This is a genomic window from Streptomyces sp. NPDC127108, assembly GCF_042677545.1.
Taxonomy (GTDB): Bacteria; Actinomycetota; Actinomycetes; order Streptomycetales; family Streptomycetaceae; genus Streptomyces.
Map to the genome: position 1 here is coordinate 56,855 of NZ_JBHXTE010000018.1, position 12,596 is coordinate 69,450.

14 protein-coding genes are annotated in these 12,596 nt (G+C 72.0%); 4 read left to right on the top strand and 10 right to left on the bottom strand.

The window, feature by feature from the left end:
• Positions 1 to 3 precede the first annotated feature (3 nt).
• Together ACFVHO_RS16940 and ACFVHO_RS16945 are read left to right on the top strand one after the other, a co-directional pair.
• On the top strand, positions 4 to 732 hold the full coding sequence (locus tag ACFVHO_RS16940) for a TetR/AcrR family transcriptional regulator (RefSeq protein ID WP_385714452.1): 729 nt from the start codon (positions 4 to 6) through the stop codon (positions 730 to 732).
• A complete protein-coding gene (locus tag ACFVHO_RS16945; RefSeq protein WP_385714455.1) occupies positions 729 to 2,084 on the top strand; it encodes an aldehyde dehydrogenase family protein in 1,356 nt (451 codons plus the stop codon). Before ACFVHO_RS16940 ends, ACFVHO_RS16945 begins: the two co-directional genes overlap by 4 nt.
• 25 nt (positions 2,085 to 2,109) lie before the next feature.
• Here ACFVHO_RS16945 and ACFVHO_RS16950 read toward each other — a convergent pair whose 3' ends face one another.
• Positions 2,110 to 2,580, bottom strand: a complete 471-nt coding sequence (locus tag ACFVHO_RS16950) for a nuclear transport factor 2 family protein (RefSeq protein ID WP_385714458.1) — start codon at positions 2,578 to 2,580, stop codon at positions 2,110 to 2,112.
• Between the two features lie 133 nt (positions 2,581 to 2,713).
• On the opposite strand from ACFVHO_RS16950, the gene ACFVHO_RS16955 reads away from it, so the two are divergent.
• On the top strand, positions 2,714 to 3,313 hold the full coding sequence (locus tag ACFVHO_RS16955) for a PadR family transcriptional regulator (protein WP_385714461.1): 600 nt from the start codon (positions 2,714 to 2,716) through the stop codon (positions 3,311 to 3,313).
• Between the two features lie 75 nt (positions 3,314 to 3,388).
• On the opposite strand, the gene ACFVHO_RS16960 is transcribed toward ACFVHO_RS16955, so the two are convergent.
• The 9 genes from ACFVHO_RS16960 to ACFVHO_RS17000 form a co-directional block, all read right to left on the bottom strand.
• Entirely contained in the window at positions 3,389 to 3,760 is a 372-nt protein-coding gene (locus ACFVHO_RS16960) for a hypothetical protein (protein ID WP_385714464.1), read from the bottom strand.
• Positions 3,761 to 3,850: 90 nt separating this feature from the next.
• Entirely contained in the window at positions 3,851 to 4,828 is a 978-nt protein-coding gene (locus ACFVHO_RS16965) for a fibronectin type III domain-containing protein (RefSeq protein ID WP_385714734.1), read from the bottom strand.
• A gap of 192 nt (positions 4,829 to 5,020) precedes the next feature.
• On the bottom strand, positions 5,021 to 5,431 hold the full coding sequence (locus ACFVHO_RS16970; protein WP_385714466.1) for a PTS fructose transporter subunit IIA: 411 nt from the start codon (positions 5,429 to 5,431) through the stop codon (positions 5,021 to 5,023).
• A gap of 46 nt (positions 5,432 to 5,477) precedes the next feature.
• Positions 5,478 to 6,089: a dihydroxyacetone kinase subunit DhaL gene (gene dhaL / locus ACFVHO_RS16975; protein ID WP_385714469.1), complete on the bottom strand. Its 612-nt coding sequence runs from the start codon at positions 6,087 to 6,089 to the stop codon at positions 5,478 to 5,480.
• 165 nt (positions 6,090 to 6,254) lie between these two features.
• A complete protein-coding gene (gene dhaK / locus ACFVHO_RS16980) occupies positions 6,255 to 7,247 on the bottom strand; it encodes a dihydroxyacetone kinase subunit DhaK (protein WP_385714472.1) in 993 nt (330 codons plus the stop codon).
• A 202-nt stretch (positions 7,248 to 7,449) separates the two neighbouring features.
• The gene (locus tag ACFVHO_RS16985; protein ID WP_385714475.1) at positions 7,450 to 8,067 is read right to left on the bottom strand and encodes a LysE/ArgO family amino acid transporter; all 618 of its coding nucleotides are present in this window, start codon (positions 8,065 to 8,067) and stop codon (positions 7,450 to 7,452) included.
• A gap of 16 nt (positions 8,068 to 8,083) precedes the next feature.
• Entirely contained in the window at positions 8,084 to 9,025 is a 942-nt protein-coding gene (locus ACFVHO_RS16990) for a fatty acid desaturase (protein WP_385714478.1), read from the bottom strand.
• 351 nt (positions 9,026 to 9,376) lie between these two features.
• Entirely contained in the window at positions 9,377 to 10,261 is an 885-nt protein-coding gene (locus tag ACFVHO_RS16995; protein ID WP_385714481.1) for an ABC transporter permease, read from the bottom strand.
• Positions 10,258 to 11,202 (bottom strand): ABC transporter ATP-binding protein, encoded by a 945-nt coding sequence (locus ACFVHO_RS17000; protein WP_385714484.1) that lies wholly within the window; start codon positions 11,200 to 11,202, stop codon positions 10,258 to 10,260. The genes ACFVHO_RS16995 and ACFVHO_RS17000 overlap by 4 nt, the downstream gene beginning before the upstream one ends.
• Positions 11,203 to 11,475: 273 nt before the next feature.
• On the opposite strand from ACFVHO_RS17000, the gene ACFVHO_RS17005 reads away from it, so the two are divergent.
• The gene (locus ACFVHO_RS17005) at positions 11,476 to 12,444 is read left to right on the top strand and encodes a MarR family transcriptional regulator (RefSeq protein WP_385714736.1); all 969 of its coding nucleotides are present in this window, start codon (positions 11,476 to 11,478) and stop codon (positions 12,442 to 12,444) included.
• The last annotated feature ends 152 nt before the right edge of the window (positions 12,445 to 12,596 follow it).

Sequence of the window (12,596 nt, forward strand, 5' to 3'; positions counted from 1 at the left end):
GCCATGGCGGGCGACCGGCTCACCGACGTCCTCGACGCGACGTACACGTGCCTGAGCAGGTACGGCGTGCGGCGCACCACGATGGACGACATCGCACGTGAGATGGGTGTGTCCCGGTCCGCCGTCTACCAGTACGTACGCGGCAAGGACGACGCGGTCCGGCAGCTCGCCCGGCGCCTGCACGACCGGGCGCTCGACCGGGCCGCGGCGGCCGCCACCGCCGACGCGCCGCCCGCCGAGCGGATCCACGGCATCCTCGCCGCCAAGCTCGACCTGGTCCTCGACCTCGCGGGCGGCTCGGGGCACGCCGCGGAACTCCTCGACGCCAAGGCGCGTCTGTCCGGCGACATCTGCGACGCGTTCACCGAGCGGATCCGGGGACTGCTGACCGAGCAGTTCACCGGGACGGGAGTGGCGGCCGCGCCCACGGGAGCCCCTGGGGGCACCGGGCCCGCCGCGGACGCCGGGCCCGCGCCCGCCGAGGCCCCGTCCACCCGCACTCCGGCACGGGCCACCTACACGACCGCCGCTCCGGCCCCGGCCACCGACACCACCCCCGCCCGGGCCACCGGCCCGACCCTCGCCCCCGCCCAGGCCGCCGACGTCTGCCTCGCCCTCGTCATCGGCCTGGAGTCCCTCCCCGGCGCGGCGCATCTGCTGCGCCCCGCGACCGACGCCCTGCTCACCGGGCTCCTGCCCGCACCCGAGTCACACCCCCTGAGGACCTCATGAACGACAGCGCCACCCCCGCGAACACCACGAACCCCTCTGGCTCCGAGGACCCCGCCGCCCTCGTGGCCCGCCTCCGCGCCACCTTCCGCACCGGCCGCACCCGTCCCCTCGACTGGCGCGTGCGCCAGCTCACCCGGCTGCGCGCGATGCTCACCGAGCACCGCGAGGACATCGCGGACGCCCTGCACGCGGACCTCGGCAAGCCCCGCGCGGAGGCCTACCGCTCCGAAGTCGACTTCAGCGTCCGGGAGATCGACCACACCCTCGACCATCTTCAGGAGTGGCTGAGCCCGCAGTCCGTCGACGTCAGCGGCGTCTTCGGGGAGCGGGCGAGCGCGGGCACGCAGGTCGACCCGCTCGGTGTCGTCCTCGTCATCGCGCCGTGGAACTACCCCGCGCAGCTCCTCCTCGTGCCCGTCGCCGGGGCGCTCGCCGCGGGCAACGCCGTCGTCGTCAAGCCCAGCGAGATGGCACCCGCCACCTCCTCGGTGATCGCCCGGCTCCTGCCGCGGTACCTGGACACCGACGCGGTGGCCGTCGTCGAGGGCGGTGTGCCCGAGACCACGGCGCTGCTCGCCCAGCGCTTCGACCACATCTTCTACACCGGCAACGGCACCGTCGGCCGCATCGTGATGCGCGCCGCCGCCGAGCACCTGACCCCCGTCACCCTCGAACTCGGCGGCAAGTCACCGGCGTTCGTCGACTCCGGCGTGGACGTGCCGGAGGTCGCCCGGCGGCTCGCGCAGGCCAAGTTCGCCAACGCCGGACAGACCTGCGTCGCCCCCGACTACGTCCTCACCGACCCGGCCACCGCCCGCGCCCTGGAGGCCGCGCTCACGGAGGCGATCGAGCGGCGGTTCGGGGCGGACCCGGCGGCGTCGGACGCGTACGGCCGGATCGTCAACGAGCGGCACTTCGACCGGCTTTCGGGGCTGCTCGGCTCGGGCCGCCTGGTGACCGGCGGGCAGACCGACCGGGCCACGAAGTACATCGCGCCGACCGTGCTCGGCGGGGTGAAGCCCGACGAGCCCGTCATGCGCGAGGAGATCTTCGGCCCCGTCCTGCCGATCGTCGAGGTCGAAGGCCTGGACGAGGCCATCGAGTTCATCAACGACCGGGACAAGCCGCTCGCCCTGTACGCGTTCACCGAGGCGGACGTCACCCGGGAGCGGCTCGCCGCCGAGACCTCCTCGGGCGGGCTCGGCTTCGGCCTGCCGATGGCTCATCTCTCCGTCCCCGAGCTGCCGTTCGGCGGCGTCGGCGAGAGCGGGCTCGGCGCCTACCACGGCCCGCACTCCATCGCGACGTTCAGCCACCGCAAGGCGCGCCTGGACGTGCCGCTGTCCGCCTGATCCACCGCCCCCGTCCGGCCTGGTGTCACCCCTCCTCGGGAAGCGGCGGCACCAGGCCGTCGGCGACCAGGCCCGCGTACACGGCCTGCCCGAGCGCCTGGACGGCCGACTGCGGGCGCACCATCACCGTGAACTCCTTGATCCGGCCGTCCTCGTCGAAGTGCAGCAGGTCGATGCCGTGGATCTCCTTGCCGGACACGGTCGTCCGGAACAGCAGGACGGCCGACGCCGCCTCGGTCCCGTCGGCGCTCGTCTGTGCCGCGCCCTCGTAGGACCCGACGTACCGGAAGTCCTCGAAGAGCCGGAGCAGCACCCCGAAGAGCCCGATCACCATCTCGCGGCCCTCGAAGGGCTGGAACTTCACCGGGCTGTAGAAGCGGATGTCCGCTGTGAACAGGTCATCCAGGGCGGCGAGTTCGCGCTTCTCCACGGCCTCGCGGAAACGGGCGACGGCGTCGCGGGCCGCGGCGGGCGTGCTGTCGGCGGACGTGGTCATACCAACCTCCATAGTCAAGAATCTGAGTAGTCAGATTGATGACTATCATGGGGGTGCGGCGCCCGGAAGGGAAGACCGTGCGACGGCGCCCGGAGAGAGGCAGGCGGCGCCCGGAGAGAGGGAGAGGTCGGACATGGCTCTGCGGCACGCGGTGCTCGCGGCACTGCTCGACGGGGAGTTCAGCGGCTATCAGCTGGCCAAGGGCTTCGACATCGGCGTCGCCAACTTCTGGCACGCGCTGCCGCAGCAGCTGTACGCCGAGCTGTCACGCCTGGAGAGCGACGGACTGGTCTCCGGGCGCGAGGTCGTGCAGGACGGGCGGCCCAACAAGCGGATGTTCCGCGTCACGGACGAGGGCGTCGCCGAGCTGGAGCGCTTCGCCGCCGCGCCCGCCAAGCCGTCGTTCATCCGGGACGACCTGCTGGTTAAGGTGCAGGCGGTCGACGGCGTCGACGCGGCGCCGGTGATCGCCCAGCTCCAGGAGCGGGCGGCGGTCGCCGAGGCCAAGGCCGAGGTCCTGGGGAAGCTCCTGCTGCGGCTGCGCGGGGAGCTGGACGAGGCGGAGTTCCTGCTCGCGGGGCAGCGGATCGGGCCGTATCTGACCTGTCAGCGCGGACTCGCCTTCGAGCGCGAGACGCGCGAGTGGTGCCTGTGGGCGGCGGAGCTGCTGCTGCGGCGGCAGAGCGCGGGACGGGCCGGGTCGGAGCCGGCGCGACGGCGCCCGGCCGGGTGATCCGGGCCTGGGCGGGTGCCCCCGCACCCGATCGGCGTCCGGTGCGGGGGTGGCTTTCGAGGGCAGCCGCCCGGGTCAGTTCAGGCGGGCCTTCGGCGGGGTCCCGTAGAAGGTGATGGGCGGCCAGCCGCGCTTGGCGGCGAGGTCGTTGAGCGCCTCCGCGATGTCCGTGGGCGTGACCTCCTGCTGCCCCGACGCCTCCTCGACCCTGACGCTGAAGGTCATGGACAGCTCCGCGTAGCCCGAGCTGTGCTGCACGCGCCCGCTGAACTGCGTCCCGGGGTCGAACGCCACCGCCGACTGGCTCCCCTCGGCGGCCTGGGCGGTCCGCGCGTCCGCGGCGCCGCCGTTGTCGTCCGCCTGTGCCGTGCCCGCGGAAGCGAGCACCGCGCCCGCCGCCGCCGAACCCGAGTAGCCCAGCAAGGACCGTCTGGAGACTCCGGACATGTTCCCCTCCTGATTCGCACGGGCCTCCCCCCTGGGGGCCCGCGGTGATCATAAAGGCCGAAAGATCCCCATGGAGCGGAACGAGATCACCTACTTCGGGCCGCTCTGTGCGGTGGTGACGGTCCGTTCGGGGGAGTAGCGGCCCCAGGTGCCGTCGGGCAGCTTGGCGCGGAGCTTCACGCGGTGCGTCTCGCCTGCCTTCCGGCCGACGTAGAAGCTGTGCTTCGCCTTGCCCTGGGGCGCGGTGCCGCCGAACACCAGCGAGGTCGCGCTCTTCCCGTCCAGGTGGATCTGATACTCCGTCACCGCACCGCCGGTGTGCGGGGGTTTCCAGGTCAGGTCGATGTAGTACGCCCCGTCGCCGGACTTGTGCGTCCGCGCCCCGAAGCCGCCCGGGGCGGTGGCGCGCCCGCTGTCCTTGCCCGCGGCGGTCCTGACGCGCACGGCGGGGCTCGCGGCCGAGAAGTTGTCGGCGGCGTCGCGCGCCTTCACCGTGAACGTGTACGTCGTGCCCGGCCGCAGGCCCGTGATCAGCGTGTCGGTGGTGCCCCCGCCCACGCTGTGGATCTTCGACGCGCCCTGGTAGATCTCGTACGACGCCACGCTGCGGTCGTCCTTCGACGCGCCCCACGCCAGTGTCGCCGCGTGCCCGCCCTGGGCCTCGCCGCGCAGCGTGCGCGGGCGGGACGGGGCCTTGCGGTCGGCGGCGGTCGCGGCGGGCGTGGTGACCCGCAGCTTCTTGCTGTCGGGGCTGACGTTGCCGTCGCCGTCGCGGGCCCGCACGGAGAAGGTGTAGGTCGCCGCGGGCTTGAGGCCGGTGATGTCCACCATGTGCTGGTCGGCGGGGACGTCCTTGACCTTGGCGGTGCCCCGGTAGATCTCGTAGCCGGTGACGTCGGAGCCGTCGGTGGTGCTGTTCCACATCACGTGCACGGACGTGGCGCTGCCCGCCTGCACGGTGAGGCCGCGGGGCGCGGAGGGCGGCCGTGTGCTCTTGCCGTCGTCGCGGCCCCAGGCACACGAACTCACCCCGAGGACGGCCGCGGTGACGGTGAGGCAGGCGCACATCAGGGGGAGCCGGTGGCGGGGCGGGTGGGGGGTCCGTCGCACGGTCGTGCCTTCCACTCGACGCGATTGGTCCGGACCAATTTGACAGGGGTGACGGGGGCACATCAAGGGGTGGGGTGGAACGGGAGTGCGGCGAAGGGCAGTTCACGGGGCCTCCGCCCCTCCGTACCCCCGCACACCTTCCGGCCCCCCTCACACCTTCCGGTACGCGTAGGCCTCCCGAGCCGCTGCCTCCACCGCCGCGAGGTCCGCGCCCGCCGACGCCGTCACGACCGCCGCCACCGCGCCCTCCACGAAGGGCGCGTCGACGAGGCGGGCGCCGTCGGGGAGTTCGTCGCCCTCGGCGATGAGGGCCTTGACCGTGAGGACGGCGCTGCCGAGGTCGACGAGGATCGCGACGCCCGCGCCCCGGTCGACCCGGTGCGCCGCGGCCGCGATGAGCTCGGAGCTGGTGCCGAGTCCGCCGCCCTCCGTGCCGCCCGCGGCGGCCACCGGCGCGGTGCCGCCCCCGGCGAGACCCGTCGCGAGCGTCGCCACGGACTCGGCGACGGGCCCGCTGTGGGACACGAGCACGATGCCCACGAGTCCGCCGTCGTCACTCATACCGTCACCGTTCCTTCCGGCACCCTTGCCCGCGTCGGAGGTCCCTTCACTCACGCCCGGCCCTCTCGGCGGTCTCGGCCAGCGCCTCGAACAGCAGGGCCGACGACGTGGCCCCGGGGTCCTGGTGGCCGATGCTGCGTTCGCCCAGGTAGCTCGCCCTGCCCTTGCGGGCCTGGAGCGGCGTGGTCGCGAGGGCGCCCTCGTGGGCGGCGGCGTGGGCCGCGGCGAAGGACGTGGGGAGCGCGTCGACCGCGGGGACCAGGGCGTCCAGCATCGTCTTGTCACCGGGTGCCGCGCCACCGAGCGCGGCCACCGCGTCGACGCCGGCGCGCAGGGCGTCCGCGAACTCCGCCTCGCCGACCTCGGCCGCGTCGCCGAGCGCCTTGCCCGTGCGGCGCAGCAACGTGCCGTACAGCGGTCCGGACGCGCCGCCCACGGTGGAGATCAACTGCCGTCCCGCCAGGACGAGGACGGCGCCGGGGGTGTCCGGAGCCTCCTTCTCCAGCGTGGCGGCGACGGCCGTGAAGCCGCGCTGGAGGTTGCTGCCGTGGTCGGCGTCGCCGATGGGCGAGTCCAACTCGGTGAGCCGCTCCGCCTCACGGTCGACTGCCGCGGCGGCGGTGGTCAGCCAGCGGACGAGGAAATCGGCGTCGAGCACGGGAACTCCTTGCGTTGTCGGTGCGCCGGGCCGGAGCCCGGAGCCGGTGGCGTGGGGGATCGGCGAGGGGGGCGGACCGGCCGGTGCGGGAGCCGCACCGACCGGAGCTGGGTCGGATCGACCGCCGACGGGGCGGACGGACCGCCGACGGGGCGGGACCGGCGGTCACATGCCCCAGCGCAGCCCCGCGGTGCGCACGGGCGCGTCCCACAGCCGCAGCAGTTCCTCGTCGACCCGGCAGAGCGTCACGGAGGCGCCCGCCATGTCGAGGGACGTCACGTAGTTGCCGACGAGGGTGCGGACCACGGGGACCCCGCGTTCGCCGAGCACGCGGTGGACCTCCGCGTTGAAGCCGTACAGCTCCAGGAGCGGAGTGGCGCCCATGCCGTTGACGAGGACGAGGACCGGGTCGTGCGAGTCGAGGTCGTCCAGGACGGCGTCCACGGCGAAGTCGGCGATCTCCCGGGACGTCATCATGGCGCGCCGCTCGCGGCCGGGCTCGCCGTGGATGCCGACGCCCAGTTCCAGCTCGCCGGCGGGCAGGTCGAAGGTGGGGGAGCCCTTCGCGGGGGTGGAGCAGGCGCTGAGGGCGACGCCGAAGCTGCGGGAGCTCTCGTTGACCCGGCGGGCGACGGCCTCGACGCGCTCCAGGGGCATGCCCTCCTCGGCGGCGGCGCCCGCCAGCTTCTCCACGAACAGGGTCGCGCCGGTGCCGCGCCGCCCCGCCGTGTACAGGCTGTCGGTCACCGCCACGTCGTCGTTGACGAGGACCTTGGCGACCTGGATGCCCTCGTCCTCGGCCAGCTCGGCGGCCATGTCGAAGTTCAGTACGTCACCGGTGTAGTTCTTCACGACGAACAGCACGCCCGCACCGCTGTCCACGGCAGCCGCGGCCCGCACCATCTGGTCGGGCACGGGCGAGGTGAACACCTCACCGGGACAGGCGGCCGACAGCATCCCCGGCCCCACGAACCCGCCGTGCAGCGGCTCGTGCCCCGACCCACCGCCCGACACCAGGGCGACCTTCCCCGCGACGGGCGCGTCCGCCCGCGTGATCACCCGGTTCTCCACGTCGACGGTCAGCTCCGGATGCGCCGCCGCCATCCCCCTGAGCGCGTCCGCGACCACGGTCTCCGCCACGTTGATGAGCATCCTCATGGGTACCTCCGATAGAGATGGGCAGGCGTGCTCTGACCTGCGTCTGACTAGGCAGAGCACATAGGGCGAGTTGTGGATCTTGACGGTCCGGGGCGGTCCGTGGCGGGTGCGACTTCGCTTGACGGCAGTATCGGTCTTGCGGCAGCGAAGGTCACGCGTCGATGCCGGTACGCTCGGGCGCTCCGCCGGGGCGCGGCAGCCGCTACAGCAGGCCGAGGCCCAACCGCAGACCCAGGGCGCACAACGCCGCCCCGCATACTCGGTTGATCCACATCATCGCCCCGGGTCCGAACCGGCTTCGACAGGAACCCACCAGCGCGATCAGCGCGTGGAACCACATCGCCGACGCCGCGGCCATGCCGATGATGAAGAGGAGCACCTCCCCGTCGCCCAACTGGGCGCGAAAACCGCCGAGGAGAAGCGTGCCGTCGAGGATGGCCTGAGGGTTGAACCAGGTCAGGGTGAACGCGGCGACCGCCACTCTGCTCCAGGCGTACGAGTGGGTCACATCCCGCCCGGTTTTCCCGTCCACGTCCTGCTCGGTACGGCTCCGCGCCAGGTTGACGCCGATCCAGAGCAGATAGACGCACCCCACCACGGTCATGGCGCTGCTCAGCCAGGGGAACCATCCGAGGACGGCGCCAAGGCCGTACAAGCAGGCCAGCGCCAGGGTGATGTCCATCGCCGTCACGGCGAGGGCGACCCGCACGGACATCCGTAGCGGGCCGCCCGCGGCGGACTGGATCACGTAGACGTTCTGTGCCCCGATGGGCGCCGCGTACGCGAAGCCCAGGGTGAACCCTTCAATCACCGGAGTCATGCGGAGTCACCCGACGTCATGCTGCCGATTTGGAGAAGGACGGGCGCAGCGCGCGGCGCAAGACGTCACGATAGAACTCACCATAAGTGCCGCTGTAGTTTTCGATGTGGCCGATCATGTGGGGGTGTATTTGCGGCAGTTTATTGATGGGGGTGCCCATGCGTATGTGATGCTCGACGTGAAAATTGTTCCCGTTGGTGAGCCAGAAGGAGAACCAGCCGCCGCGAATGGAGCGGGTGTTCTTGAAGACGTCCTGGGTCGAGCGGTCGCAGAAGATGTGCTCAGGCAGCTCGATCAGAAAGTGGATGGGCTCCGCGAAAAGCAGCGGGATGAGCCAGAGGGTCAGCATGAGCGGCGATCCGGTCCACCAGGAGAGCAGCCCGAGTGCCGCTGCGGCTGCCAGCGTTGTGCGGTACTCCGTGCGGATGCGGCCGTGCACCGCCGGGTCGGTGATGACCTCGTCGTACGTCGTACGCGGCGACAGCGAGCGTGCGACGTCCGCACCGGCCTCGAACCAGCGGCGCACATTGAACGCCGAGCTGACAAGGGTCCACAGTGTGAACCTCCCGACCGCCGCGTAGTCGAAGAACTCGGTGTCCTTGTCCGTGCCCAAGTACCTGTGGTGCAGCAGGTGCAGCGCCCGGTAGCGCGAGTACGACACCAGCAGGGGCATGCCCAGTGCGGTGCCGACCACCCGGCCCTTCCGTGCCGAGCGGAACCCCGTGCCGTGCAGTGTTTGGTGCTGCAGCTCCACCGCATGGGCGTAGACGAGGCCGAGCAGCAACTGTGCCGGGAGAGCCGCCAGCCAGCCGTGGGTGAGGATCCAGAAGCAGGAAATCGCTGCCAGCGCGCCTGCCAGAGCTACCTTGGCCGTGAATATTCGCGAGTCCCGTACCGTGAACTTCTTTGCTTCCGTTGGTATTTCGAGGCGAGCAGCGGGTTGAGCCGAGCGATTCACCGATGGGCGATGTGCCACGTCTTGCGACCCCCGTCTATGAGTTTCCCCAACCGCGACGTTTCCATCAGCGCAACCGGAATTTCGGCATGCGAATGGCGGTCCTTCGCCAATGGATCGAGGGCGGTATCGGGTCAGTATGCGGCTACGGCCCCTGGTCTGTCGTCGCCCACATGTACTCTCTCCAAAGTCACCTCGTGGCGTGCGTCGCCTACGCCATCAGACTAGGTAATCCCCAGAATTACCGACCTCGTTGTAAGGTTTGTGTCCACCGCTTCTCTGACCGGAGTGTCCAGGTTCCACAATGTCGGCCATGGCTGGGGACGGTCCGTCCCGGTCACCCGATCACCGCCCCTAGCCCACGCGCCGCAGCGCCTTCTCCCTGCGCTCCGCCACCCCCGACCCGGACTCCCGTCGCGCCATCCTGCGCAGGACCACCGGGGCGACGGCCAGGCCGAGCACCGCCCAGACGCCGAGGACCGCGGCCGTCTCCAGGTGGCGCCAGGAGTCGGCGATCTCGACCTGGACCGCGGCGTCGGGGAGCAGGGCGGAGCGCATGCCGAGGCCGAGCCAGTAGATGGGGGTGCACTGGGCGACGATCTGGAGCCAGTCGGGGAGGGCGGTGACGGGATAGAAGATGCCGGAGATCGTGATCATGCCGATGACGGGGAGCTGGATGAGGCCCTGGCTGCGCGCGCTGGGGAAGAGGGAGCCCAGGATCGCGCCGATGGGCAGCGTCGCCACCATGCCGAGGACCAGGATCCACAGCAGCGTCAGCCAGGCCCCGGCGCTGTCCGCCGCCAGACCGTCGATCAGGAACATGCCGGGGACGAGGAGGATCGCCAGATCGGCGATGAGGCCCCCGGCGACGGAGAGCACCTTGCCGGTCAGATAGCCCCGCATGCCGCCGGGCGTCGCCTTGGCCCGCAGCAGGGTGCCGTCCTCCCGCTCGGCCGTCAGGACCTGGCTCATCGTGACCATGCCCATCGCGGCGTTCATGCCGAGGATGCTCGGCAGCGCGAGGGTGCCGAGCAGCAGCCCGCTCGCCCCGAACTCCGTGTCCCGCATGAAGAACAGGGCCACGAGCATCAGCACCGGCCAGAGCAGATGCGAGACCAGCTCCGCGCCGTTGGTGAACGACTGCCGCAGTTCGATCGCGCCGCGGCCGCAGCCCGCTCGCAGGGCGGTGACCGTGGGGCTCGCGGGGCGCGTCCGGCGCGTCGGGGCGAGGGCGCTCATCGGGCCACCTCCGTCGTGCGCTCCTCGTGTGCCGTGGGGGCGCCGTCGCTCCCGGGTGCGCGCACCAGCGCCATGTACGTGTCCTCCAGCGAGGCCCGGCGGACCGCGAGATCACCGATCGCCTCGCCGTGCCGGGCGAACAACTCCCGTACGAACCGCGTCGATTCACCGGTCGTGTGCGTGAAGTGCCGCCCGCCGCACGTCCAGCTCACCTCGTCCGCGGCGGCCGTGCGGCGGGCCAGGTCGGAGGCGGAGCCGTCCGCGACGATCCGGCCGCCGGACAGGATCATGATGCGGTCGGCGAGCTTCTCCGCCTCCGCGAGGTCGTGCGTGGTGAGCAGGATCGTGGTGCGGTGGTCGGCGGCGAGGCCGTGGACCAGGTCGTGGAACTCGTAGCGGGCCCGCGGGTCGAGGCCCGCCGTCGGCTCGTCGAGGAAGAGGAGTTCGGGGCGGCCGACGAGGCCGATCGCCACGTCGAGGCGGCGCCGCTGCCCGCCGGACAACGTCCTGACCTTGTGGCCCGCGTGCGCCGACAGGCCGACGGCGGCCAGGAGTTCATCGACGTCCCAGGGCCGCGGCACCGCCTCGGTGGCGTACGGGACGTAGTACCTGCCGAAGTGCGTCAGGAACTCCCGCACCCGCCACTTGCCGTGGTCGCGCCACGACTGCAGGACGACACCCACCCGCGCCCGCCACTCCTCGTCGCCGCGCGCCGGATCCGCGCCGAGGACCCGGACCCGGCCCGACGAGCGCATCCGGAAGCCCTCCAGGATCTCGATCGTGGTGGTCTTGCCCGCGCCGTTGGGCCCGAGGAGGGCCAGTACTTCGCCGTGCCGGGCGCGGAACGTCACATCCCGCAGGACGTCGGTCGTGCCGTACCGCATGCGCAGCCCTTCGACGTCGAGTACGACGTCGTTCGCGCCGATCGTGGTCATCGTCATCAATTCACCGTGGTGGCAGGGAAAGGGGGGATCGCTCGCCGGGATCGGTAGTAGGCCGACCAGGGTTGAGCGGATGTGAAAGCTACGTTGCGTTCATGGGAGCGTCAATCGATTGTGGGGGTGGTGCGGGGCATGGAAGTCACCATCTCTGGCTTTCGGTGCAATGGAGTTGAAGGTGAATGCAACGTCGGTCCGAGTGGCGTTGCAATGAGCTGTCCGTGAAGGCACACTGGCACCGTCATCGACCGGCGGCGGGGAGCGGAGTGCTTGACGATGCCCGGAGGCAGGCTGACCCACGAGGACCGGAGGCGGATCGCCACGGGGCTCACCGACGGGCTCGGGTACGCGGAGATCGCCCGAAGGCTCGACAGGCCGACGTCCACCGTCAGCAGGGAAGTGGCCCGCAACGGCGGCCCCCGGGGCTACCGCGCCGAGCACGCCCACCACGCCACCGCGCGCCGCGCCCGCAGGACCACCCCGGCCCCGTACGAGACACCGTCCACCGACCGCACCACCGGCTCCGACCGTCGCGGTGACCCGGAGGCGACGCACGGGCGCGACCCCGAAGCGGTACGCGCCTTCGTGGACCAGTTCGCGGAGCTGATGGTGCACACGGGGCTGCCCCGCATGGCCGCCCGCGTCCTCGCGAGCCTCGTCACGGCCGACTCGGGCGCGCTGACCGCCGCCGACCTGACACGGCGACTGCGGGTCAGCCCCGCCTCCGTGTCGAAGGCCGTCGCGTACTTGGAGCGCCTCGAACTGCTGCGCCGCGAGCGCCACGCCGTCGGGCGCCGCGAGGCGTACGTCATCGACGACGACGTCTGGCTGCGCACCTGGCTGACCAGCGCCCGTACGCACGCGATGATGGCCGACACCGCCCAGGCGGGCGTCGACGTCCTCGACCCCGGCACCCCCGCGGGCGCCCGCCTCGACCACATGCGGCAGTTCTTCACGAGCCTCAGCGACGACATGGCCGGCGGCACCGCCGCCGACGCCTTCGCCGACGCCCTCACCGTCCTCGCCGCCCTCGTGCACGCCGAAGTCCCGCTGACGGAAGGGCAGTTGGCGACGGCGCTCGGCTGGAACGGGGAGCGCGTCGCCACGGCGTTGTACGACGCCGAGCAGCACCCGGACATCGCCGATCCGGTGGCCCTGCGCCGCCCGGCGCCGGACACGTACGGCGTCGTCGCCAGGCCGGGACGGCTCAGCACTGCCCAGCGCGCGGCCCTGACCCGGCCCTGACCGCACGCGGTCCGTACCGCGGCAGGGCCGGTCGGCCCCCTCATCGGGCCGGTTCGGCTCTGCCCGGACACGGCCGGGTCATGCCAACGTCGGGGTGGGACCCGCCGGGGCGAGCGGCGGGTCCCACCAGCGAGCGCGGGCACGACGCCGAG

Excerpts from the sequence above, each read along its gene's own strand:
- ACFVHO_RS16940 (WP_385714452.1), top strand. The coding sequence starts at position 4 with ATGGCGGGCGACCGGCTCACCGACGTCCTCGACGCGACGTACACGTGC.
- ACFVHO_RS16945 (WP_385714455.1), top strand. The coding sequence starts at position 729 with ATGAACGACAGCGCCACCCCCGCGAACACCACGAACCCCTCTGGCTCC.
- ACFVHO_RS16950 (WP_385714458.1), bottom strand. The coding sequence starts at position 2,580 with ATGACCACGTCCGCCGACAGCACGCCCGCCGCGGCCCGCGACGCCGTC.
- ACFVHO_RS16955 (WP_385714461.1), top strand. The coding sequence starts at position 2,714 with ATGGCTCTGCGGCACGCGGTGCTCGCGGCACTGCTCGACGGGGAGTTC.
- ACFVHO_RS16960 (WP_385714464.1), bottom strand. The coding sequence starts at position 3,760 with ATGTCCGGAGTCTCCAGACGGTCCTTGCTGGGCTACTCGGGTTCGGCG.
- ACFVHO_RS16965 (WP_385714734.1), bottom strand. The coding sequence starts at position 4,828 with ATGTGCGCCTGCCTCACCGTCACCGCGGCCGTCCTCGGGGTGAGTTCG.
- ACFVHO_RS16970 (WP_385714466.1), bottom strand. The coding sequence starts at position 5,431 with ATGAGTGACGACGGCGGACTCGTGGGCATCGTGCTCGTGTCCCACAGC.
- dhaK (WP_385714472.1), bottom strand. The coding sequence starts at position 7,247 with ATGAGGATGCTCATCAACGTGGCGGAGACCGTGGTCGCGGACGCGCTC.
- ACFVHO_RS16985 (WP_385714475.1), bottom strand. The coding sequence starts at position 8,067 with ATGACTCCGGTGATTGAAGGGTTCACCCTGGGCTTCGCGTACGCGGCG.
- ACFVHO_RS16995 (WP_385714481.1), bottom strand. The coding sequence starts at position 10,261 with ATGAGCGCCCTCGCCCCGACGCGCCGGACGCGCCCCGCGAGCCCCACG.
- ACFVHO_RS17000 (WP_385714484.1), bottom strand. The coding sequence starts at position 11,202 with ATGACGATGACCACGATCGGCGCGAACGACGTCGTACTCGACGTCGAA.
- ACFVHO_RS17005 (WP_385714736.1), top strand. The coding sequence starts at position 11,476 with ATGCCCGGAGGCAGGCTGACCCACGAGGACCGGAGGCGGATCGCCACG.